General features: G+C 49.1%; 21 protein-coding genes and 1 riboswitch. Of the genes, 7 read left to right on the top strand and 14 right to left on the bottom strand.

The annotated features are described in order from the left end of the window. The first annotated feature begins 178 nt into the window (after positions 1 to 178). Positions 179 to 550 (top strand): SGNH/GDSL hydrolase family protein, encoded by a 372-nt coding sequence (locus DXT99_RS09360; RefSeq protein ID WP_115565276.1) that lies wholly within the window; start codon positions 179 to 181, stop codon positions 548 to 550. Between the two features lie 51 nt (positions 551 to 601). Here DXT99_RS09360 and DXT99_RS09355 read toward each other — a convergent pair whose 3' ends face one another. Beyond that, on the bottom strand, positions 602 to 1,201 hold the full coding sequence (locus DXT99_RS09355; protein ID WP_115565275.1) for a DNA-3-methyladenine glycosylase: 600 nt from the start codon (positions 1,199 to 1,201) through the stop codon (positions 602 to 604). Positions 1,202 to 1,322: 121 nt separating this feature from the next. Continuing rightward, positions 1,323 to 1,531, top strand: a riboswitch (cobalamin riboswitch). 4 nt (positions 1,532 to 1,535) lie between these two features. Here DXT99_RS09355 and DXT99_RS09350 point away from each other — a divergent pair. Further along, on the top strand, positions 1,536 to 3,554 hold the full coding sequence (locus tag DXT99_RS09350) for a TonB-dependent receptor plug domain-containing protein (protein ID WP_115565274.1): 2,019 nt from the start codon (positions 1,536 to 1,538) through the stop codon (positions 3,552 to 3,554). 18 nt (positions 3,555 to 3,572) lie between these two features. Then, a complete protein-coding gene (locus DXT99_RS09345; RefSeq protein ID WP_115565273.1) occupies positions 3,573 to 4,685 on the top strand; it encodes a YncE family protein in 1,113 nt (370 codons plus the stop codon). Between the two features lie 83 nt (positions 4,686 to 4,768). Here DXT99_RS09345 and DXT99_RS09340 read toward each other — a convergent pair whose 3' ends face one another. Continuing rightward, positions 4,769 to 5,077 carry a hypothetical protein gene (locus tag DXT99_RS09340; RefSeq protein WP_147294194.1) on the bottom strand — a complete coding sequence of 103 codons (309 nt, stop codon included), beginning with the start codon at positions 5,075 to 5,077 and terminating at the stop codon, positions 4,769 to 4,771. A gap of 154 nt (positions 5,078 to 5,231) precedes the next feature. On the opposite strand from DXT99_RS09340, the gene DXT99_RS26990 reads away from it, so the two are divergent. Then, on the top strand, positions 5,232 to 5,408 hold the full coding sequence (locus DXT99_RS26990; protein WP_181885078.1) for a hypothetical protein: 177 nt from the start codon (positions 5,232 to 5,234) through the stop codon (positions 5,406 to 5,408). A 50-nt stretch (positions 5,409 to 5,458) separates the two neighbouring features. Further along, positions 5,459 to 5,686 (top strand): DUF2798 domain-containing protein, encoded by a 228-nt coding sequence (locus DXT99_RS09330; protein ID WP_115565270.1) that lies wholly within the window; start codon positions 5,459 to 5,461, stop codon positions 5,684 to 5,686. 78 nt (positions 5,687 to 5,764) lie between these two features. Here the strand turns inward: DXT99_RS09330 and DXT99_RS09325 are convergent, their stop codons facing one another. Beyond that, positions 5,765 to 6,280: a hypothetical protein gene (locus DXT99_RS09325; protein WP_147294193.1), complete on the bottom strand. Its 516-nt coding sequence runs from the start codon at positions 6,278 to 6,280 to the stop codon at positions 5,765 to 5,767. Positions 6,281 to 6,611: 331 nt separating this feature from the next. On the opposite strand from DXT99_RS09325, the gene DXT99_RS09320 reads away from it, so the two are divergent. Continuing rightward, entirely contained in the window at positions 6,612 to 8,819 is a 2,208-nt protein-coding gene (locus tag DXT99_RS09320; RefSeq protein WP_115565268.1) for a B12-binding domain-containing radical SAM protein, read from the top strand. 59 nt (positions 8,820 to 8,878) lie between these two features. On the opposite strand, the gene DXT99_RS09315 is transcribed toward DXT99_RS09320, so the two are convergent. Further along, a complete protein-coding gene (locus DXT99_RS09315) occupies positions 8,879 to 9,796 on the bottom strand; it encodes a DUF6624 domain-containing protein (protein ID WP_115565267.1) in 918 nt (305 codons plus the stop codon). Between the two features lie 267 nt (positions 9,797 to 10,063). Next, positions 10,064 to 10,921: an SMP-30/gluconolactonase/LRE family protein gene (locus tag DXT99_RS09310; protein WP_115565292.1), complete on the bottom strand. Its 858-nt coding sequence runs from the start codon at positions 10,919 to 10,921 to the stop codon at positions 10,064 to 10,066. Between the two features lie 780 nt (positions 10,922 to 11,701). Between DXT99_RS09310 and DXT99_RS09300 the strand changes: the two genes are divergently transcribed. Then, positions 11,702 to 12,829 carry a TIGR03118 family protein gene (locus DXT99_RS09300; RefSeq protein WP_115565265.1) on the top strand — a complete coding sequence of 376 codons (1,128 nt, stop codon included), beginning with the start codon at positions 11,702 to 11,704 and terminating at the stop codon, positions 12,827 to 12,829. 284 nt (positions 12,830 to 13,113) lie between these two features. Here the strand turns inward: DXT99_RS09300 and DXT99_RS09295 are convergent, their stop codons facing one another. The 9 genes from DXT99_RS09295 to DXT99_RS09255 form a co-directional block, all read right to left on the bottom strand. Further along, positions 13,114 to 13,656, bottom strand: coding sequence for a GNAT family N-acetyltransferase (locus tag DXT99_RS09295; RefSeq protein WP_181885077.1), 543 nt, complete (start codon positions 13,654 to 13,656; stop codon positions 13,114 to 13,116). Between the two features lie 153 nt (positions 13,657 to 13,809). Next, positions 13,810 to 15,837: an excinuclease ABC subunit UvrB gene (uvrB, locus tag DXT99_RS09290; RefSeq protein ID WP_115565263.1), complete on the bottom strand. Its 2,028-nt coding sequence runs from the start codon at positions 15,835 to 15,837 to the stop codon at positions 13,810 to 13,812. Between the two features lie 182 nt (positions 15,838 to 16,019). After that, on the bottom strand, positions 16,020 to 17,012 hold the full coding sequence (locus DXT99_RS09285; protein ID WP_181885076.1) for a Kelch repeat-containing protein: 993 nt from the start codon (positions 17,010 to 17,012) through the stop codon (positions 16,020 to 16,022). Between the two features lie 76 nt (positions 17,013 to 17,088). Beyond that, positions 17,089 to 18,438 carry a DUF4270 family protein gene (locus DXT99_RS09280; RefSeq protein ID WP_115565261.1) on the bottom strand — a complete coding sequence of 450 codons (1,350 nt, stop codon included), beginning with the start codon at positions 18,436 to 18,438 and terminating at the stop codon, positions 17,089 to 17,091. Positions 18,439 to 18,915: 477 nt separating this feature from the next. Beyond that, positions 18,916 to 19,287, bottom strand: coding sequence for a hypothetical protein (locus tag DXT99_RS09275; RefSeq protein WP_115565260.1), 372 nt, complete (start codon positions 19,285 to 19,287; stop codon positions 18,916 to 18,918). A gap of 365 nt (positions 19,288 to 19,652) precedes the next feature. Continuing rightward, entirely contained in the window at positions 19,653 to 21,368 is a 1,716-nt protein-coding gene (locus DXT99_RS09270; protein WP_115565259.1) for an outer membrane beta-barrel protein, read from the bottom strand. Beyond that, on the bottom strand, positions 21,352 to 21,927 hold the full coding sequence (locus DXT99_RS09265) for an RNA polymerase sigma factor (protein WP_115565258.1): 576 nt from the start codon (positions 21,925 to 21,927) through the stop codon (positions 21,352 to 21,354). Before DXT99_RS09265 ends, DXT99_RS09270 begins: the two co-directional genes overlap by 17 nt. A 399-nt stretch (positions 21,928 to 22,326) precedes the next feature. After that, entirely contained in the window at positions 22,327 to 22,728 is a 402-nt protein-coding gene (locus DXT99_RS09260; protein ID WP_115565257.1) for a YkvA family protein, read from the bottom strand. Between the two features lie 99 nt (positions 22,729 to 22,827). After that, positions 22,828 to 23,568, bottom strand: a complete 741-nt coding sequence (locus DXT99_RS09255) for a shikimate dehydrogenase family protein (RefSeq protein WP_115565256.1) — start codon at positions 23,566 to 23,568, stop codon at positions 22,828 to 22,830. Positions 23,569 to 23,579 lie beyond the last annotated feature (11 nt).

Genomic DNA, 23,579 nt, shown 5'->3' with positions numbered 1-23,579 from the left:
GCCTTCAACAACTTCAAGGATGAAGGAGAGTTGGAGCAGTGGATAGAAAACACCGCCAAGGGCTACTCCTCACAGCAAATAGCCTCCCTGACTGGATATCCCTACATCAAAAAGGCTGTCGCGCAGGCTAAAATAGCTATGGAATAACCTTCATACTATTTGGTATTATACACCTGATGTGGTGGTAATTAACCTGTTTCAGAACGACTCGTGGCTGGTAAACAGGCCGGAGCATGAAGAGTTTAAAAGAGAGTTCGGCACCGAGGCACCAACAGAAGAAGCGATTGTAGAGGCTTACCGGAACTTTGTACTATCAATCCGAGCAAAGTACCCGGAGGCACACATCATCGCCGCACTCGGTAGCATGGATATTACCCAAGAAGGTTCCCCCTGGCCGGGTTACGTGGCCAAAGCTGTAGCCTCTTTAGACGATGCTAAAGTGTACACACACTTTATGCCTTTTAAGAACACGCCGGGCCATCCCAGAGTTGAGGAACAGCAAAAAATGGCAGAAAGCCTGATCAACTTTATTGAAGAGAAAATCTATTAACTCCGAATCATAACTATCAACTCACCAGAAGCACGAACAACGGTTAACAAGCTATCGCTTCTTACTCACCCACTTATTCCCCTTCAGCCAGAAGCGCCAGGGCAGGCTGGCGTCCTCGCCCGCATAATCGATGCCGATACGTGGTCCAGCGGCTATGTCTTCAGAAGGAAAACTGATGCCTTTGTCTTCGAGCCAGATGGTGTTGCCGGTCAGGTCGGCGCCGTAAAGATTTTTGTTGATGCCCATGGCGATGCTCAGTACCCCCGGCCCGGCGGTCAGGTTGAGCTTGATAACTGCCATTTTCCGCCGCAGCAACATTTCCTCTACTCCTACCTCCGGCTCAATGGCCCGCACCAGCACTGCATCGGCTTTATCTTTCTGGTTTGTAATGATGTTGAACAGGTGATAGATGCCGTACACCAGGTACACATAAGCAACACCGCCTTCGTGGTACATAATCTCGGTGCGTTGGGTGCGGCGGCTGAGGTGGGCATGGCAGGCCTGGTCATTTTCCCCTGAATAAGCCTCGGTCTCGACTATCATGCCACCGGTCAGGATGCCATCTATATTTGTATAAAGATATTTGCCGATCAGTTCCTGTGCCAGCTCCACTACATCAGGCCGGGTATAAAATTCTTTCGGTAGCTTCAAGTTTCGTTATTAGTTGTGCGTTGTTCTTTATTCGGTTTTTAATAAGTTGGTACGAGGCTACGGCTAGTGAGTTAAATACGTCCTACCCTCCATTCATAATTTATAATTCGTAATTATAACGTATCTTTGCGCCCAGATTGGTGGCTCTTACTACTGCCGTGGTAAAAGCCTTAAAAGGGAAACAGGTGCAAAACCTGTGCTGTTCCCGCAACTGTCATCTTCATAAAAAGGGTTAGCCTATACACCAACGGCCACTGTGCGGCATCTGCCACATGGGAAGGCGGGCTAACTGAAGAGAGCCAGGAGACCTGCCAGTCCGACACTGATTTGTCGTATGCTTCCGGGTAAAAAGCTGCACGGCCTTCGCTTCATGCGCTTGCTGCCTCTGCCTTTTTACCTTATCGCATGCTTCGGGATAAAAGCAACCGGGTACGTGGTATTATTTTCTTTTCGTAAGTTTTTTGCGCTGGCTGCCTGCTCTTTTGGGTTAGCTGTACCTGCTGTGGCACAACAAGACTCTACTGCGCACCAACTGCGTACGGTGGAGGTTTTTGGCAAGCCTGCCGAGGTGTATGCCGCCGGCAGCCGCGTGAGCACTGTTGATAGCAGCTACCTCAGCACCTATGCCTCCAGTTCGCTGGCAGACGCGTTGCAGGCCCGCACGCCTATCTACTTTAAAACCTATGGCGTCAGTGGGCTTTCCTCTGTCGCTTTTCGGGGAACCAGTGCCACGCAAACGGCAGTGCTCTGGAACGGACTCAATATTGCCCCTGCCACATTGGGCCAGACTGATTTTTCTACCTTGCCGGTCAGTGGTATTGGGGAGGTAGCGGTACAGTATGGCTCCGCGGCGGCTACATACGGTAGCGGAGCCATTGGAGGAGCAGTATTATTAAGTTCTCCTGAATACAAGGGCAAGGGCTTCGGGGCTGATCTGCAGCAGGAGGCGGGCAGCTTTGGCCGCTACTTCAGCAGTGGCAGCCTCCACTACAGTGGTGCTAAACTAGAGGTAGGCGCCAGTGCTTACCTGCGCCTGGCAGAGAATGATTTTACTTACCGGGACCTCTCCCGCTTCCGCACTCCGGAAGTAAAACAGGAACACGCCGCGCAGCAACTCCGTGGCTTTACGCAGGACCTCACCTACCACCTATCCTCCAAAACCAATGTGGCGCTGCACACCTGGTACACGTATGCCGACCGGGAGTTACAACCAGCCATGGGCTCAGCCTATAATAATGCAAAGCAGCTGGACGAGAACCTGCGCCTGATGACAACCTTTGGTCACAGCAGCCGATGGGGCCAGACGGACATAAAAGCGGCCTATTTTAAGGACTACCTGCACTATACCGACAACTCCACCAATTCTGTGGCCGATGTACAAACATACCAGTTGCAGGCGGAGCAGACCTATACGCAAGGCCAGAACTGGAGCCTGCGCGGGGGTATTAACCTGCAGCACTTTGTGGCAGAGAACGACGGTTATGCGGGGCAGCAGGATGAGAACAGGGCTTCTGTATTCGCGCTCTTCCGGTACAACCCTGTGGAGCCGCTTGCCCTTAGCCTCAACTTCCGACAGGCTTTTGTCGAGAATTATGACCCACTGCCCACGCCCGCCCTTGGTTTTAACTGGAAGTTCTATAATAACAACAGGCACCAGCTTTCCCTGAAAGGCAATGTCTCAGGCAGTTACCGCGTACCTACCCTCAACGACCGCTTCTGGATTGGCGCCGGCAACCCAAACCTGAAACCGGAGCAGGGCTGGAGCTACGAGGGAGGCCTACGCCACCTGCTGGTGCTGGGCAACACGCTGCTGCTGGAAACAGAAGCCACAGCTTATCATATGTTTGTGGACGACTGGATACAATGGGCACCGGATTATACCGGTAACTGGCGGCCAACAAACCTGCAGAAAGTCCGCTCGCAAGGTATAGAACTCAGCAGTACCGCTACCGCTACCGTAGGTGACGTAAAACTCAGCGGCACCGCAGGCTACACCTATACCTCCTCAGAACAGGTGGCGGTGTATGAAGGTACAGGCGACAAAGGCAAGCAGCTGATGTATGTGCCGCTGCATAAGGCTACGTTTTCCACAGAGGCAAGCTATCGTGGCTGGTCTGTGCTGGGTAACCTGAACTACACCGGCCTGCGCTATACCAGCAACTCTGAAACCACCAGCCTAGATGATTTCCTGCTGCTGCAACTGGCCCTGAACAAGAAGCTGCAAATCCGGCAGAACACGCTCATCCTCACGCTCCGCTCCGATAATGTGACGAACACAGAATACCAGACAATGGCTTACCGGGCCATGCCGCCTCGCGGCTATACTTTCAGCTTACGCTTTATTATTCCTTAAACACTTTTAGACTATAAAATGAGAAAACTAAATTTCTTTCGCAGCTTCTTTTTAGCAGCTACACTAATTACTTCCTCCGTTGCCTTTACAAGCTGTGATGACGAAAATGATGTAGAACCAGTTATTGAAAATGAAGTCCGCGGCCCATATGACCAGGAAGGAGTCTTCATTATAAACGAGGGCAATTGGGGTACACCAAATGGCTCTATCTCTTTCTTAAGCGACAGCGCAGGGCACCAGGTGCAGAACGGCATTTTTAGTAACGCGAATGCAGGAAGACCACTCGGCGACGTGATTCAGGACATGGAGCTTTATGATTCCCTAGCCTATATAGTGGCTAACAACAGCAACAAAATAGAAGTGGTGAATGCATATACTTTTGAATCAGTTGGCGTAGTGGAAAATCTGCAGTTGCCCCGCCATTTCGTTGCCCTCAATAATGAGAAAGGCTACGTAACGGAGACAGTAGATTATGCAGGTTCCCAAGGTCGGGTGTCAGTAATTGATCTGAATAACTATACCGTTACCGAGACGATTGAAGTAGGCATGGAACCCGAGCAACTCTTAGTAGCGGGCGGTAAACTTTATGTAGCCAATAGCGGCGACAATAATGTTACAGTTATCAACACAGCTACTGATGCAGTAGAGAGCACAATTACTGTTTCGGATGCACCCACAGAACTTGCACTGGATCGTGACAACAACATTTGGGTGCTGAGTGCGGGGCGAATTACTTATAACGATGATTGGACAGCGATAGATTATGACCAGACAACTGCCGGAGCACTAAGCAAAATCACGCCAGGTACGCAAAATGTGCAAACCTACACTTTCGGCAGCAACCAAAGCCAGCCAGGCAACTTAACTATCAATGGCAACGGAGACAAACTGTACTTCAACTATGATGGTGGTACCTATGTGCAGGACGTGAGCGCCACCAGCCTAAGTAACACCGTTATTATAGATCACAGCTTTTACGGCTTAGGTGTGGATCCGGACAACGGCTATATCTATGGCGGTGACTCCAACGGTTTTGCCGGGGAGGGAACTGTGCATGTATATCAACCAGATGGCACTAAAGTAACAGAGTTCAGGGCAGGTATCGGCCCGAACGGCTTTGTCTTCAACTAAGCTTTCTTATACCTAGTAAACCAGCAGCGCCTGCCCCCCAAAAGGAGCAGGCGCTGCTGGTTTATGCTTATCTATAGTTAAGGTTATTGCACATCATCGCGCTGTATAACGCTGTCTTTACCGTCGCCGGCGTGCACCGCCCCGGTTCTTTCACCGTTATGGTTCTCATGGTCGGCGTGGTCGTAATGGCGTTCCATGTCAGCACCGGCAGTATCGTAGCGGGAAGCGCCTTCATTTTCACCCCCCACCATCGATCCTTCCTCTCTTATGTCGCTGCGTTCTGTGTTTACTTCACCTGGATCTGTGCCTGTATCGCAGGCGGCCAGACCAAAAGTGGCGATGGCCGTTGTGGCTAAAGTGAGTATAGTCGTTTTTATTTTTTTCGTATTCATATGATTCAGTCCTTTCCGGTTAAAATTGAAATCCGTTGTTTTACTAACACCCGGCTCTTTCATGTACGTCTGTCAGAAGCTTATTGTTAAATTCCGACACCGCCGGGGCATGAGTGCCGTACACCATGTAAAGCTTTTACAAAAAAAGAAAGATATGGAAGAGAACAAGCAGAAGGCTCCGATGCAGGAGACAACAAAGGATGATTCGTCGGATGTAGAAAGAGTAAAACAGGACAAGCCGACTCCTCCGCCACAAACTGAAACAGAGCGGGAAATGGCTAAAAACAACAAGGGGAGAGAAGAGGAGGAAGCGGAAAAAGGCCACTCCTGATTTTTGAATGTGGTATCCGGCGCTGTAAATTGCGCTGGTAAAATATATTTATGAAAAAACAGCTCCTGACACCGCAGCTCAAACGCCAGCTAATACTTATAGCCGTTATCAGCCTGCTTTTAGCCTCTGCTTTAGAAATTTATGTCTTTGGGTTTACCTCTGACTTTATGATCCGGTGGCTGCGCAGCTTCTTTGTGTTTTTCGTGATGATTTCCGTTACGAAGCTAGCCATTGTACCGGCCGTAAACAACGGCGTGAACAGGATTATGAAATGGTAGCAAAACCGTCAATACATAACAAAGCCTGCAGATAATACCTGCAGGCTTTTGTTTTTTAGGGTTTAAAGCAGTGGTAGTCTACATCTCTACTGTCATGAGTGCGTCGATGTACACTACAAGCGTGGCAGCAATAGGGTTATTGTCTGTAACAGCGTTCAAACGGAACGTAACAGGGCTGCCCATGCGTAACAGTTCGGTTAGCTTTTCTTCTACTGTCTTATCGGGCAACACGATGGTACTTTCCTGCTCCTGCTCCGCCATTTCTTTCAGGTGTAAACTGGTAATGGCGCTCAGCATAGTAAACTCATTGCTGCCGGATGGGGCAAATTCTATCGTGCCAGAAACAAAAGGCGCTTCACTTCCTGCAAAGTCTTTCACCTTATAACTTATCTTTCTGATGACGAAGGCATCTATATCATTGGCATACTTCTGCACCTGCTCTGTGTTCGTGTATACATCCTTCTGTACAGAAAACTGCATCGCGGCGTCAGCAGGCTTATCAATACGCAGCTCAAATGTCTGCAGCACCTCTACATTCTGCTCAAAAAGTGAGCAAGCAGCTGCCAGACCCAGCAGGACAACCGTTACTACCATTTGTAAATTTTTCCAGGAATACATGATAAGGGTGGTTGTGGTGGCTTAATAAGTTTGAATCGGGGCAATGGAGCAGTATCACTTTTATAGCATTCTTTTGAATACAACAAATATACACTATTTTCTATTATATAAAACTTTTTATAAAACATAGTTATTTACCTATATATTAACACAAATATGTATCTTCTCAACATGTTTTACACTTGTTGAACCCCTGAAACATTCCAGCTGTTGCAAGGGCAGCAAACATATTGGAATTGCACTTTAATATGTAGTTTTGCCTTTGGGTTTACGCCCCGCCCTATATCATTCAAACACCGATTCAATTTTGGAAAAGCCTACTATACTGCTCATTACGCCCCCGCTTACACAACTCAATACTCCTTATCCTGCTACAGCCTACTTAAAGGGCTTTTTAACAGGACGCGGATACCAGGTGACGCAGGCCGACATGGGCATTGAGCTTGTGTTACGGATGTTCACCAGAAAGGGGCTGCAGCAGATATTCGGAGCCATTGAGGCAGGTGACTATGAACTTTCTGATAACAGCCTGCGGATGCTGCGCCTCAAGCGCGAGTACTTGCAGACGATTGAGCCAGTTATCCACTTTTTGCAGAACAAGGACAACACGCTGGCGCAGCAGATTTCCTTCAGCCGTTTTCTGCCGGAGGCATCACGCTTCGACCAGGTGGTGGAGGACATTGACTGGGCCTTCGGCAGCATGGGGATCACGGACAGAGCCCGCTACCTGGCTACCTTGTACCTGGAGGACCTCGGCGACCTGATAAAGGAAACCGTGTGCCCCTATTTCGCCTTCAGCCGCTACGCCGATAGCCTGGCGATGTCAGCCACGCACTTCGACCCACTGGAGGAGGCGCTCCAGGAAACGCCAAACCTGGTAGATGATATATTGCTACAGTTGCTGGAAGAGCGGCTGCAAGCAGTACAGCCTACCATTGTGGGCTTCTCCATTCCGTTCCCCGGCAACCTGTATGGTGGCCTCCGGATGGCACAGTACATCAAACAGAACTATCCACACATTAAAACCGCCATGGGAGGCGGCTATCCTAACACAGAGCTGCGCAGCCTGCAGGAGTCGCGCCTGTTCCAGTACATCGATTTCGTGACGCTTGATGATGGTGAAGGACCGTGGCTGAAACTGCTGGAGCACCTGCAGGGGCAACGCCCACATGACCAGCTGCAGCGCACGTTCCTGCTACAGGAGGGCAAGGTGCAGTACATGAACAGCTGCACTGACCCTAACGTGCCGCACACGGAGATAGGCACCCCCGATTACAGTGACCTGCGCCTGCCTGACTACCTTTCGGTGATAGACGTCATTAACCCGATGCACCGCCTCTGGAGCGACGGCCGCTGGAACAAACTCACGATTGCCCACGGCTGCTACTGGAAACGCTGCTCCTTCTGCGACATTACACTGGATTACATCAACCGCTATGAAGTGGCGCCAGCCACCCTGCTGGTAGACCGCATGGAGCAGATTATTGCCCAGACCGGGCAAACCGGATTCCACTTCGTAGACGAGGCGGCCCCTCCTGCCCCACTCCGCGACATGGCCATTGAGCTGATTCGGCGGGGCGTAAAAATCTCGTGGTGGGGAAACATCCGCTTCGAGAAAACTTTCTCGCCGGACCTTTGCCGCCTGCTGGCTGCCTCCGGCTGCATTGCCGTGTCGGGTGGCCTGGAAGTGGCTTCCGACAGGCTGCTGCAACTAATGGAGAAAGGAGTAAGCATCGATCAGGTGGCCCGTGTAACGGATGCTTTTACGCAGGCAGGCATTATGGTGCACGCCTACCTCATGTATGGCTTTCCGACGCAGACAGCCCAGGAAACCATTGACTCGCTGGAGGTAGTGCGGCAACTTTTCGTGAATAGTGTGATACAGTCCGGCTACTGGCACCGCTTTAGTATGACGGCGCACAGCCCGGTAGGCAAAAACCCGGAGAAGTACGGTGTGGTGAAAGTCGGTCCGGAAGAAGGGCCTTTCGCAAATAACGACCTCTGGCACGACGACCCGACCGGCACCGACCATGAACTGTTCGGGCAGGGACTGGCGAAAGCCATTTATAACTACATGCACGGCATTGGCTTGGAACAACCGCTTTCTTTCTGGTTCGATTTTAAGGTTCCACGTGTAAAAACCCGCTCCGACCTTATTTATAAAGCTATTCAGCAGGCACCAAAGCCTGACGCCGAGCGCCGCAACGCCCGCGTGCTTTGGTTGGGCAACCAGCCGGAGATAGAGTTTACCATGATCGCCAAGAAAGGCCAGACCATTGAGCGTTGTGTGCTCACCTTCTACGAAAAAGGAGAGGATTTCCAGGTGAAGACCACCGCCAGCATCGGGCAGTGGGTATTTGATGTGCTGCAAAAAGCGAACCCGGACAATATAGAAGCGGTGCTTCTGAAGCAGCTGGAGGAAAGCTTTCCAGCAGATGCACACCTCAGCTTTGCTGAGTTTCTAAGCTCGCCAAGCTGGTTTGAGCTGCGTGAGAAAGGCCTGCTGCTCTTGTAGCAAAAAGTCGGGCAAAGACTGGAAAAATCGAAATTCAGCCTTTGCCCGTGTTATAGGTTTTAGTTTGATAAGGCCTGCGGCACCTGATAATCGATTCCGAATCTTTTCATGTAGTCTGTCAGCGGCTCCAGGTCCATGCTTGCCCGTCTCTTGTCTACGTTCACCTCGTCTTCTATAGTGTATAGCTCGTATTGCCCTGTTTCAGCGTTCATGCGCAGTTGGCTGCCGTAAAGCTGTGGCTGTCCATTGTTCATCCGCACCCTGTCTTCCATTAACGCCAACTGGCTTTTGGCTGCCTCCCCTTTGGCCACTGCCTCCCGCAACATGGGCAGGTATTTTTCCATCGTTTCTTTATCGGAGTGCTGAATTACCAGGAAAGCAGCTGAATTGGCTTGTGGGCCCACCATACTTTTACCAGGCCAGCCGTACTTTTCCAGTATAGCCACTACTTCTTTTTTATTCGCCTCATCCGTTTTGGCCATTTCCTCCCAAAGCGCCTTCATTTGAGGAGACTCGGGCCCGAACTCTTTCTGAACCGGCTCAATTTTCATTCTAATCTCCTGGTCCGTTTTGTAGATCTGCTCTAATTGTGCCTTCAGCGGTTTATTGTAGTTTGCCTCCAGGGTTGCCACTTTTTTCTCCAGGTCCTGCACAAGGGTTTTCCAGCGTTTTTCCTGGTGAAGGCTGTTCAGGTCAGTATCCTGTTTTAGATGGCTTAGGTTAATATATCCTTTGGCTACAGCCTGCTGCAAGTGCGATAGCGCCTTGTTGTTGTCTCCGGCCAGAGCCCAGGAGCATGCCGCATTGTAGTAGTCGGTGGGGTTGTCTTTTCCTTTTGCCAGGGCCTTGTCGTACATTTCACCAGAGGCTTTATACTCTTTGGCATTGTAAAGCGCACTCGCCTCACCTATACTTTGAGCCGACACAGCAGCAGCCATACTTGCCACCAATAGCGTGGTCAGGAGCATTCTTTTCATCTCTTTTCTTTCTTAGTTTACTAAAGAAAAAAAAATCTACTCATAATAACTAATTATTTAGTTATATATTTTATATCAAGAAAAATCCTCTTTAAATTCCATACTAGCTACCCACTATAAAGACGCTTATACTCTAAAAGCATGCAACAAAGCTATTAGTTCTCAGCCTATGCTTGATTGCTGTGCAACCTTATGAAGAAACCTATTCCTGCTTTCTGTGTGAGGCGCTGCAGGCAATTATCAATTCTTTAAAAGCCTGTAAGAAAGCTATCGCGCTCCTTCAACGTTCATCTTCAAACCATAAACTGAGTCCATCGCCGTAATAAACAGCGTTTTGCGGTCTTCACCACCAAAGGTCACGTTGGCTGTCCAGTCTTCGTCAATGGGGATATGGGCAATCTGCTCTCCTTCTTTACTGAAAACAGTCACGCCTTTTCCGGTGAGGTAAATATTCCCTTTGTTGTCGATGGTCATACCGTCCGATCCCATAGGCGCAAAAAGCTTCCTGTTTGAAAGTATTCCATCTTGCTCAATGTCGTACACATATGTTTTACCCGCACCTATATCGGCAACATACAGTTTCTTTCCGTCTGGCGTGCCTATGATTCCGTTTGGTTGCTGAAGGTTTTCGTCTACTCTGCGCATCTGGCTACGGTCAGGGCTCAGGTAGTACAGGTGCTGGCCATCCTGCTGCATTTGCGGGTCGCGTGTCCAGTAGTCCCGCTTGTACAGCGGATCGGTTATGAACATACCACCCTCAGGCGTGATCCAGATATCATTAGGCCCGTTGAGTAACTTTCCCTCATAATCAGAGACAAGCACCGTGGGGTTTCCTGACTCGTCGAAGGACCAGAGCTGGTTCTTTTCATCTGCAGCGGCAATCAGGTTACTTTTGGCATCAAAGTACAGGCCATTAGAGCGCCCGGTTTTATCAGAAAACGTGCTGATCTCGCTTGTACTTGCCGACCAGCGAAGGATCTTATCGTTTGGCTGATCAGTGAAATATACATTCCCTTCCCTATCCACGGCGGGTCCCTCGGTAAAGGTATAGCCATCGCCAAGCTTCTCCACCTGTGCGCCTTTGGCAACAATAGACGCCTTGTCTGTGATTTGCGCTGACAGCATTACTGGTAGAAACAGAATGAAAACGATGCTAAAGAATGTTGCAATTGAATTAGGGTGCTTCATATCAGAAAAGTTTATTTATGAATATACTTTAATAAGACAGGCCACACAAGTAAACTACAGCTGCCTGCTTTTTGCTTTTCTTCTCCAGAAGAAAAGTAACCGGAATATACAGTCTTTTACGCCATGCTTTCTCTAAGTTATCCTCACCTTTAAACTTCAATGATTTGTAATTAGCGCCAGAATATTCATTTTGCTGCAGAACAATAATTGGACCCGGTAATTGCATCGCAGGTAATTTATAATTTATGCGATATAATAAATCCTATAATTTATTTTCTGCAACAGGCAACGGCTTCAAAAATTCAGCCGGATTCGATAAGACGTGTGCCTGTTAAGATTGTTCTCTGATGGAAGCTAATTTCCTGCACCTCAATGGTTATTAGCTGTCTCACTCTTTCCATCTGGCTACTAGTGCGTGTACTTGTTGTCCTTTATTCGGATAAAAGTCTGTTGCTGCACACCATTGCAGGATTGCTGAAGAAAGTCTTTCAACAATCAGCACGTCTAATCCTACGTTCGCCATTTCGTTAAAGCATAGCCTGATTCATGTGCTTGCTTTGCTCCTGCCCGGCTTTCGGCCGATGATCTTTTGTTTTACCACAGTTCTTTGCAAGAATCTTTAAAACTGATGCATTGAAGACTCCACAGGTTGAACCTCTAAAAGGTTAGACAGACAAATGAAACAACGCAAGTACTTGGGTTTTTAAAATCAACTTCATGAAAAAGATCGATCAAATCAAGCGCAATACTCCTCTTTCACGAATTGCCATTCTTTTGTTTATACTCATTTTTATTAGCACAGGCTGCGATAAGCTTCAGGAGGAGTTTCCTGACTTCTTTCCTGAAAACCCAAGGCAACTGAAGGATTACAGGCAGGTAGACTTAGTGGCCAACACTGCAGCGTATGATGCAGCAAGGGTTGACCCTACGCTGATCAATGCCTGGGGTATAACTTTCAGCCCGGGTGGTGTGATTTGGCCGACTGCTGAAGGTACAGGCCTGAGCTATTTGTACAACCAGGATGGGGATGAACTCAGAGGTCCTGTCACTATTCCGTCACCTACCTCTGAAACAGGTGGTCACCCTACTGGCATTGTCTTCAATGGCTCGTCCGGCTTTCAACTTCCTAACGGGCAGCCGGCACGCTTCATTTTTGTTGGAGCGGATGGCGTTATCTCAGGTTGGAACGGTGGAGACGCAGCGGTGAAAATGATAGACAACTCTTCATCTGCCGCCTATACTGGCCTTGCCATAGCCTCAGATGAAGGCGAGACATATCTGTATGCAGCCAATTACCGCGAGCGTAAAATTGAAGTGTATGATTCAGAATTTAATGAAGTGAGCGATATGCTGTTCATGGATCCGGCTATACCGGCTGGATATGCGCCTTTCAACATTCAGAATGTTGGCGACAGGCTGTATGTAACTTATGCCAAAGTAGCAGCGAGTGGGAAAGATGAAGCAGGACTTGGTAATGGCTATGTGAACATCTTTTATCCAGATGGTAACCTGGAGAGGCGTTTTGCTTCCAAAGGGGTCCTCAATTCTCCCTGGGGTATAGCACAGGCGCCTGATGGCTTTATAGATGATGGTTCTAACAACAGTGCGGCTTTCCGAAACGTTATCCTGGTCGGCAACTTCGGGGATGGACGCATCAACGCTTATACTGCCAATGGAAAGTTTATCGGGCAACTTCGGGATGATGACAGCCCCATTGCTATTGATGGCTTATGGGCAATAGCCTTCCCTCCAAGTACAGCTACCACTATAGATCAGAACAGGTTATACTTTGCAGCCGGGCCAGATGAGGAAACAGATGGCCTGTTTGGCTATATTACTAAATAAAGCAGCGGCATTTGCATGATTCACCTGCACATTCTCATGGGTATATCTGAAGGTGAAGAGTGTATAAGTGCAAGTGCTAAAACCCCGACAGGTTTAGCTATATCCTCTAAAGAGAGTTTCTTAGCTAAAGCTGTCGGGGTTTCTTTGTTACTTGCTTTGTCTCTCAGGAAGTGTATGACCCGATGGAACTAAGAAATAACAGCTCAGAGAACCACTTGAATATCTGATCAACACATTAGAAGCTACCTCTCTTTAAAACTGTTACTATGGCAGTTTCCCTGCCTTTAGCCTAGCCTTACTTCCCGCTGCATATATAAATCACGCTGTACGTCCTGGCCCAGTACAAACTCCAGTTCGCCTACTTCTCTGAAGCCGTATTTCTGATAAAACCGCTTGGCCCGTTCGTTGTGCTCCCACACCGTTAGCCACACCACATCATGATCATGCTGCAGGGCTTTTTCTAGGCTCAGTTGCATGAGTTGGTCACCCAATCCGCGGCCTGTCCAGGCACTGGTGATGTAGAGGCGGTTTATCTGAAGCGGACGCTCCGCCTGAATGGCTTCTGGTGCCGGTCCTTTGTTGAGTTTCAGGTATGCTATGGCCTCTCCTGCCACCTCTACCAGTATAAACTTGGTTGTGGGGTCGGCTAATTCAGTGGCCTGTAGTTCTGGGCTGTACATGGTAGGCCGAAAAGCGGCCATGTCCTCAGGCTTGTTGTAAGCGGCAAAGGATTCCTCAAACGTGCGCCAGCCTAAGTCAGCCAGCAAAGCGGCATCGTCATTGGCTCCGGCACGAAACGTAAAAATATTTGAATCAGGAAAAGGCATGTATTCTTTTTTGTTGCGAAGATAACGCTCTATAGGAAACGATAAACTGCTAAGATTAAACCTCAGGCAATTCATCTTCAAAATAAGAAGCGGAACGATGTTCCCTGAAGGTGCATCATTCCGCTTTCTTACTAACTAAAATAAAATCTACTGCTACTCCCGCTTTGTTTTCAGCAGGTTCTTTAGCTCTGTTAACTCATCTCTGTACTTGGCTGCCTGTAAAAAGTCGAGGTCTTTGGCGGCGGCTTCCATTTGCTTTTCTGTCTTCTTGATGAGCTTTTCGAGTTCGTCGCGCTTCATCATCTGTATTACAGGTTCAGCAGCGAGAGACACTCCCTCTGCCCCGGCATACATTTTCACATCCCTTCCTTTGCCGTCGGTTGCGGCTCTCTGTTCGAAGACCTCATCATTGGACTTGAGGATGGTACGTGGCGTAATACCATGCTCCTCGTTGTAAGCTATCTGGGTGGCACGGCGGCGGTTTGTCTCGTCAATCGCACGTTGCATAGAGCCCGTCATGCGGTCGGCATACATGATCACTTTACCTTTCTCGTTACGGGCGGCCCGGCCCATCGTCTGTATCAGCGAACGCTGGTCGCGCAGGAAGCCTTCTTTATCGGCATCCAATATCGCCACCAGGCTTACTTCCGGCAGGTCAAGCCCCTCGCGCAGCAGGTTTACCCCCACCAGCACATCAATAACTCCCAAACGCAACTCCCGCAGAATCTCTACCCGGTCCAGTGTCTTCACCTCAGAGTGCAGGTACTTTGCCTTTATGTTGAGGCGCTCCAGATATTTGGTCAGTTCTTCAGACATGCGCTTGGTAAGGGTGGTAACCAGTACGCGTGCCCCTTCTTTTACGCGCTCGTCTATCTCATCCAGCAAATCATCTACCTGATTGGTGCTTGGCCGCACCTCTATTACAGGGTCCAGCAGACCAGTAGGACGAATAATCTGCTCCACAATCACGCCTTCTGAACGCTGCATCTCATAGTCGCCGGGTGTAGCACTTACAAACACCACCTGGTGCATCATGCTTTCAAACTCGTTGAAGGTGAGCGGGCGGTTGTCCATGGCGGCAGGCAAACGGAAACCATATTCTACCAAGGCTACTTTGCGCGAGCGGTCGCCGCCCCACATGGCGCGCACCTGCGGCACAGTTACGTGGCTCTCGTCAATCACCATCATGAAATCGTCAGGGAAGTAGTCGAGCAAACAGAAGGGCCGGGCACCAGGGGCACGGCGGTCGAAGTAGCGGGAGTAGTTCTCAATACCGGAGCAGTAGCCCAGTTCCCGGATCATCTCCAGGTCAAACTCGGTGCGCTCTTTAATGCGCTTGGCTTCTGACGGCCGGTCCTCCTTCAGGAAGTACTCGTGCTGCGCCACCATGTCGAACTGAATCTCGTTGATGGCCTGGTGCAGCGTGTCTTTGCCAGTTACGAAGAGGTTGGCCGGGTATAGCGAAATCGCCTTCTCGTCCGACAGCTTTTTGCCGGATTGCGGATCGATGCGGTGGATCGCCTCCAGTTCGTCTCCGAAGAAATACAGGCGGTAAGCAAAGTCTGCATAGGCTGGAAAGATATCCACGGTATCGCCTTTCACCCGGAATGTTCCACGTGTGAACTCCGCTTCGGTGCGGCTGTACAGGATCTGCACAAAGGTATACAGGAGGTTGTTCCGGCTGTAGCGCTGGCCCGGGGCAAGGTACAGCACATTTTTTCCAAACTCCTCCGGGTTACCGATACCGTAGATACAGGACACGGAGGCCACCACCACTATATCGCGGCGGCCCGAGAGCAGCGCTGAAGTAGTATGCAGCCGCAGCTTCTCTATTTCTTCGTTTATCGCTAAGTCTTTTTCTATGAAAACATCCGAAGAAGCAATGTATGCCTCCGGCTGGTAGTAGTCGTAGTAAGAGATAAAGTATTCTACCGCATTGTTAGGAAAGAATTGCTTGAACTCGCCGTAGAGCTGGGCTGCCAGTGTTTTGTTGTGGCAAAGCACCAGCGTAGGCTTGCCTACGTTCTGTATAACGTTGGCCATTGTGAAGGTTTTTCCGGTACCGGTGGCACCTAAAAGCACCTGCGACGGCTCTCCATTATTTATGCCTTCAGTAAGTTGTTGTATGGCTTTCGGCTGGTCGCCGGTTGGTTTAAATTCTGATGTTAGCTGAAAATCCATTCGTTGTTTTTACGGATATGATAGGATATACTATAACACAAAGAGCAGGCAGTAAGTTTACGCTTTTGCTACAGTCATAGCTATTTGTGCAGGCTGCCTTCCGCGGAGTAAAACAGCAAAGCCTGCTCTTAAAGGCAGGCTTTGCTGTTCTATACAATCGCGTACACAAGCAGGTGCTTTGTTTAATCGCCGCCCCTGGTAACGTCGTACTGCCAGATTTCGCTGGAGCGCGTTGTGCCGTTCCGACCTAAACCAATGTAGCCATAGTCGCCGATGGCAAAGCCAATAGCGCTTTCTCTGCTGGCGGCGCGTGTAGCACCACTCAGGGTGCGCCATGTATCGGTAGCAGGGTTATACTCCCATGCGTCGCTCTGCGCTGCAGCATTTGTTGGGTTTGAACTGTAAGGCTCTCCTGTTTGAGTGTCAGCCCGACTAACTCTGGTTCCTCCCAATAGATAAGCTCTATTGTTGATTGCAAAAGCAGTGGCATTGGTGCGTGGCGTAGGATACTCTGTACCAGGGCGTTCCGCTGAGTTTAGGCTGCGCATGTTACGCCAGGTGTCTGTGGCAGGAGTGTATTCTATCAAGTCAGTCTCTAAAATACCGTTGTTGAGGCCTCCCCCTATATATCCCTTGTCGTTTACAGTAAAGGCAAACCCGTTTACGCGCCTTGCACCAGACAATTCTGTTCTTTCAGTCCAGGTACCCGTTGCTGGGTCAAACTGCCAGAAGTCTTTGCGGTAGCTGCCGTCATAGCCGGCCGCTACATAGCCTTTGTTTTCGAGGGTCATGGCAACAGCGCCAAACCGGGCTGTACCAGGGAAGTCGGCAATCTGTGTCCAGGTGCCCTGTCCTGCCGGATCAAACTCCCAGAAGTCATTCAGGTTGTTGGTGCCGTCGTAGCCGGTGCCGATGTAGCCTTTGCCGTTTGCAGCAAAACCAACTGCCCCACTTCGGGCCACACCAGGGAAATCCGCCATCCTGGTCCACTCATTACTTTCCGGGTTATACTGCCAGAAATCATTTAAGCGATTTGTACCGTCAGAGCCTGTGCCTACGTATGCTCTTCCGTCGATGGTGAAGGCAACGGCGCCGGTACGCGCTGTTCCGGCAAAGTCAGACTGTCGCGTCCAGTTACCAAGCAGAACTTCTTCGCTGTCACACGATGTAAACACACACATGGTTAACATGAGAAATAGGCTCGTTAACAGGCGCATGTTTTTATAAAGGATTGTCATAGCTCAGTAATTCTTATTTAATTGTAGTATAGTAAAGTCTTAATTTAACGCTCTGTGGCCCACCCACAACCAACCTGCTCACGCTCTGAATATAAGTAGCAACCGGAGGGGCCAGAAATAACGCATTACCTCTCGTGTTTTCCGTCTTCAGCTGATCAATGATATAAGGAGTAAGGTTAAACTCATACCGGTTGCTGGTTTCCTGGTAAGCAGCCGTCAGCGCTGGACTATTGGCATCGAGCGGGTTAAGCAGGAGTGGCCTGAACGGCACATTTGTCCTGTTTGTACTGTACAGCGACAGCGTAGCAGGAGCAGGATACTGTGTTGTATTGCTCAGCGGCTCTACCACCAGTACCGCACGGTTGATCAGGTCAGGCGTTAACTGGCTGCTCAGGTCATTCAGGTAGGGGAATTCCAGTTTTATCATGAGACCTGCACCAGCCTGCGTTACACTTACATTGCCTGTTTGTTCGGCTGGCACTTCTCCACCACTGCGCGTTACGCCTTCCAGCGGAGTACCTTCTAAGTCTGTTTCTATCTGGTTGTACTGCAAGTTGGAGTTCGTTACAGTAAAGTCTTTTGTTCTCGCGGTCAGAGTGCCGTCTACTGTTTCAGAATAGTACAAGCGTACTCTTGCACCAGCCAATGCATAGCCTAACACGGCGCTTCCCTCCGTACTTGCTACTTTGAGGCCCTTAAAGTAGTTCAGGAAATTTGTGGCATCTGCCAGCCTGCTGTCGCCTGCTTTCTTCAGGTCGAGCCACTCCTGCCCCAACTCATCAGACAACGGAATAGCGAGGGTATCTTGACTTACCGGCCGTGGGGTAAATGTAAAAGAACTAAAAGGCTCTGGTGCGGCATCAGTTCTGCTGATGTTATAAAGTGCGTTATCAGTATAGAAAACAGAGGCAGGCTCTTCATTAAAGAAATAAGGGCTGAGTCTTCTTGCCTGTATGTCGCTCGTAAGCCTGTAAAACTCCAGGGTCTGTGCCTGTGTGGTATCCCCATAGTAGTAGCCGCTTAAAGGTACAACCAGTTGCAGAGAATCATAAGTAGCGTCTGCCGCAACGGTCCATGCACTGCCCAGGCCAAGCTGAAACAATGAATTTGACTCCAGTGTGCCGCTGTAAGGCGCAGAAAACTGGCCTACCAGCATCGTACTTTGTCCTGATGTTGCTACCGAGTCAAGGTATACCGTCGAAACATTCACTGTCAGGGTATCTGTGAATCTGCCGGCAATGTTGTCATCCACCAGCCCCACGCCCAGCTCATTGGGATCTTCGCAGGAGGCAAGCGCCAGGCAGCAGCAAAGGAACAGCGTTATTTTGTTTCGCAGGATTGCGTTTTTACTTAAAAATTGCATAGGTTAATACTGTTGTAAACAGATTCTTCTTCTAATTTGATAATAATACAATGCGGTGGGGCCTGAAATTTTATCTGTTTCAGCCTCCGTTAATAGCTGCTGACTAGCAAACAAAGTGCCTTTAGGAAAGTGCCACAAAACGCTTCTATAAAGAATTTTCTTTTCCAGGCCCCAAATATAACACTATATTTTCGCTATCAGAAAGATAATGTCCTATACTAAACTTCCTTTGGCACAAGATATTGCACAACTACTGCCTGAAACTCAAGAAACATTGCTATATGTTTCAACTGTTATCACCCTCCAATTCTCAACCTTACATTGCCAGCCTTTAAACAGCCACCGTTGCTGCCCTCTCCCTGTTAAAGGAAGCAGAAAGGCCTGCCAAAAGATGACAGGCCTCCTGCTTTAATCAACCATTTTTAATCAACAAACAATAGGTACTAAAGATAAAACTGAAGGTAAATCTTTTATAAATCAGCTGGCCTGCCTGCATACACGCACCACCCTGACTGCCGGGTATATCACATAAATAGCAGGGCAAATCTGGGTCGGCTCCTCATCCAGTTCCAAAGACAACTTCAACTGGAGCCCTTCCTGCCGATATTCCTCCGGCAGATTTCGGGTAGTTACATATCCTCCGTGCAGTTGCCCAATGTAATGGTTGCTCTGGCTCCCGGCTAAGGTGGCATCATCCTTTAGTTTCAGGATATACCATCCGTTTTGGCAGTTATCGGGACCGATTACCTCTGCCTGCATGCAGGTAGGAGCCGGATCACTCTCCGAGCAACTCACCACCAGCATCGACAGGCAGAGGTAAAAAATCACGATACAGAGGAAGCTTTTCATAGTTTCATTTTGACTAAGGCATCGTTTACTGCAATCAGGCGTGGCACCCTTTTGGGGCACCACAACCTTTCAGGCAGTTTTTTTCATAGCTTATTAAGTTTAGAGCGGAGTGTTTCATAGCTAATAGGGAATAGAGCGGGCAATAAAAATCTGTGTTAAAGGACGCGTTTCTGAACTAACCAAACAGTGTTAAGAACAAGAGCCCCAGGAGCGCATACCAGCCGTACATATTCTGTTGCAGTACAATGTTTAGTGCAGTAAAAACATCGCGTATGGCATTCATGTCAGTAGCAGCTATGGTTTAGTGTGTGTGCTCATCTGAATGACCCGGCTTTTACCGGAAGGGTTGCATGGCTATGAAAAAATCACCTGCTTTTTTTCCCGGCATTTAATTCATAGTTCACGGCCATGTTCAGGCCCACCGCGTAAGGCCTGCCCTGTGGTAACGGGGCATTCTCCGTCTCAGCCAGAAGCGTGTTAAAATAACTCCTGAACTCGGGCCCTACAGTAACTGACATGTTGCCACCCAACCGCTTGCCTACTCCCCCGGATACATTGCCGGACCACTGCAGCTTTCGGAAAGGCGAATCGTCCTGCAGGTCATATGCCACATCCTCCACCTCAGCGGAAGAAGCCAGAATAGTAGTTTGCAAGAGTATGTTCGCGGCAACGCCTGCTCCTCCATACCAGAACCAGTCTTTACCCATGTTACCCTCATACTGCAGCCCCACGGGCACTGTGAGGAAACGGTGGCGTTGGTTTACCTTATACTCTGGTGTTCTGGTTACATATAAAGAATCTGCAGCGAGGTTAGAACTGATAGAAGGAATGAACACAGTAGAAGGCCCGCTGGAATTAAAACCTCTTGCATAAGAATTCCCCAGGGACTCCTGTACCATGTAGCTGGACCTGGAACGCGTTGTGTTTTGCAGGAAGCCAAGCCCTGTGAGCAGTTTCAGCTTTTTGCCTAATTTGAAACCTGTCTTTGCTTCGAATCCAAAAGAAAATCCGGGATCAGCATTCTCAGCATACTCCTCGCGCGCTTCATCCATGTACAGAGAGGAGATAGATGCGGAAGAGGAACTACTCGGCATCAGGCTCATCTGGTCGCTGGCAGCACTCATATCCTGGCCTGAAGACCCAATATTCTGGTTGAAGTAGCCTGGAGCATAAGCCATTCCCAGTGACCAGCGGCTGTTCCCTTTACTATTCTCTTTTTCTGAGTCTTTCTTGCTGGCTGCCGCTTCATTGTAAGCAAGCAACCTGGCTTTCTGCTCTTCCTCCATACGTTTGGCATGGGCCATCACCTGCTCATTCAGTTTTCTAAAGTCGTCGGTAGCCTTTGCCTCGGCTCCTTTGGCAGCAAACGGCTGTTGCAACAGGGCAGGGCTGTTGCCAGCCTGCTGTTCAGTAGCTGACAGCGCGGCTATCGTTTGCCTCAAAGACCTGCTCAGGATGAGAGGGTTCTCTTTCTCTACTGCTTCCTCAACTGCGTCCGGTGTTTTGGTTTCTGCTATGGTTAAAGTAACTGCAGCCATCTCTGCAACAGGGTCATTTCCTGCATCAGGCTGAGGTAATGCAGTTGCATCTGTTACGCCTGTTTTGCTACGCGATGTGGTGCTGGAAGCTTCTGCAATGGCACCCAGAGCGGCAGGGGCCGGCGCTGCAGGATTTATTTCTGTTGCGCCAGGAGCAGGCGCTTTTCTTTCTGCCTGTTTCGGGGGTGTTGTGGTGGCTGCTACTGCGCCTGCCATCTCCGCTTCTTCAGAAGGGGCACTTAAAGTAGCTGCGGGCCCAGAGTTTGTGGCAGGTGCCACGGTGGCTATTGGCTGTTCCGTGCCAGCGGGGCTGCTGAAATACCAGGCACCTAAACCGCCTGCCAATAGCAGGAGCGTGATGCAGGCAGCGGCCAGTTGCCGGTAAAATCCCGCGTGCTGTTTATACGCACCATTTTCCTGCACCGTAAGTTCATGGTCTATACGGTCCCAAAGGTGCTGAGACGGCGACGCCTCAGCATCGTACATACGGCTCTGAAACTCTTCTTCGAGTTTACCGCGCTTATCGTTAGCTGCTGATGACATTCTTATAGTTATTTTCCTGGCGGGAGATCATACCCTGCAGTATGGCTCTCGCACGTGAATACTGTGACTTAGAGGTACCCTCTGAGATATCCAGCATCTCCCCTATCTCTTTATGGTTATAACCTTCTATGGCATACAGGTTAAACACCATACGGTAGCGGGGAGCAAGGCTTTGGATCATGCTGAGCAGTTCATCCAGAGAGTAGCCTGTCAGGCTGGAGCTTTCGGAGGCCAGGTTACTCACCTCCTCCGCCTCATGCGACACCGTGAGCAGTTGTTTGCCGCGCAGGTGCTTCAGGGCTGTGTTCACCATAATTTTCCTGATCCAGAACTCCAGCGGGCAGTCCCGCTTAAAATTCCCGATATTTGAAAACACTTTCACAAACGCCTCTTGCATAATATCTTCAGCCTCAAACGTGGTAGGGGCATACCGCAGGCAAACCACCATCATCTTTTTTGAATAAAGATCATACAGGAGACGCTGCATCTCGCGTTTGCCCGCGATGCACCCCTCTATGAGCTTATCCTCATCTGACTTAGGTTTTGTAAATAGCTTCAAAAACTGCCTGTTTATTTTTGCCCTACACACTCACATGATTCCCGTGGAGGCGGAATGGTTGCAAGCACCTGAAAATATTTTTTTAGTTTCAGAATTCTTTTCTTGCAACGCCCATAAAACGCCCCAGAACCTTTGTAAAGATAGAGAAATTTATGATTTACAGTCACAACATCAAACGGAAATTATTTAAGTAATTCTAAAATTTATTACACGAAATTAAACTCCTGTTATTCGAACTTCAGAGGCTATATTTGAAGAAAATGAAAAAAGCCTCCCGGGCAGGAGGCTTCTCTTCTCAAGTATAGTATGGGTAAGTATTTGGATAAATGTATATAGCGTTAAAATCGCCGGTTAAGTAATATGAAAAGCTGGTGACTTTTGTCCTGATGCTTCTATCCTTTACAGCGTGTGCATGTGCAACAGCTTATAGCAAAACACTAGCAACAGTGAAAACAGCAGCAACCAGGCATAACTTACAATTTTCAGCGCAAAAGCAGATGTTGGGGTGTTGCTGCTCATATCTTCGAATGCCTGAAGCTGTGCCTCTTGCCGTACTTGTTTTGTCAACAACTGATAAGAAATCCTAAACCCTGCCGCTACAATAACCACATCGTCCAGGTAACCGAAAACGGGTGTTAAATCCGGCACCAGGTCTACAGGACTTAGAGCATAGCCAATAGCCAAGGCCAACAGCATACGCACATACCATTTTACACGGCTATCGCGGTACGACAGGTATAAAGCGTAGATTTCTGTATTTATCGCGTGTGTTTTCTGCTTTAGGGTGTCTAATTGTGTCATCTGTTCTGTATCGTTCTATGGTCATTCTACGAGAACAGCACAGCATAAAGTTGCAATATATCAGCACACTAAGCAAAACAAAAACAGGATTATTTCATGCTACTCATTCCAGATAGCCCAGGCAGCATCGGCTTGCCGGTACAGCATATCCAGACCATTACACGTCTGAGCACCAGCTATGGCTCCTTTTTTCAGAAAAAGCGTTTGCTCCGGATTATAAACTAAATCATATAGGTAGTGCTGCTCCGTCAGCGCCTCGTAGGGCAACTCGGGCATAGTATCTGTATATGGGTGCATACCCAGGGGGGTGGTGTTGATAATAAGGTTGTAAGATTGCAGCAAAGCCGGTGTCAGTTCATCGTACCCCAGCTCCTGCTTTGCCGGGTCCGGGTTGCGTGACACAGACCGGTAAGGAATCTGCAGCGCATCCAGGGCAGCCCATACCGCTTTGGCGGCGCCGCCTGTACCCAATACCAATGCCTGCTTCCGTTCCGCTTGCGGGTAAAATTCTTCCAGAGTGCTCTTAAAACCGATATAGTCGGTGTTAAAGCCTTTGGTTTTGCCTTCGCTTATGCTGATGGTGTTTACCGCGCCTATTTTCGCAGCCACCTCATCCAGTTCATCCAGCAGCGGAATCACGTCTTGCTTATAGGGCACCGTTACGTTCAGCCCGACCAGTTCCGTTTCGTGTTGGAGCAGTGATTTCAGGGCCTGGGCCTCTGGCAACTCATATAGTTCATACTGCGCCTCCTGTATTCCCTCCCTTTCAAATTTTTGGGTGAAATACTTCTTTGAGAAGGAATGGCCAAGCTTTTTGCCGATAAGTCCGAATTTGCGCATGCTGTTTATAT

This window comes from Pontibacter diazotrophicus, from assembly GCF_003367245.1.
Classification (GTDB): Bacteria; Bacteroidota; Bacteroidia; order Cytophagales; family Hymenobacteraceae; genus Pontibacter; species Pontibacter diazotrophicus.
This window is presented reverse-complemented; position numbering and strand designations above follow the sequence as displayed.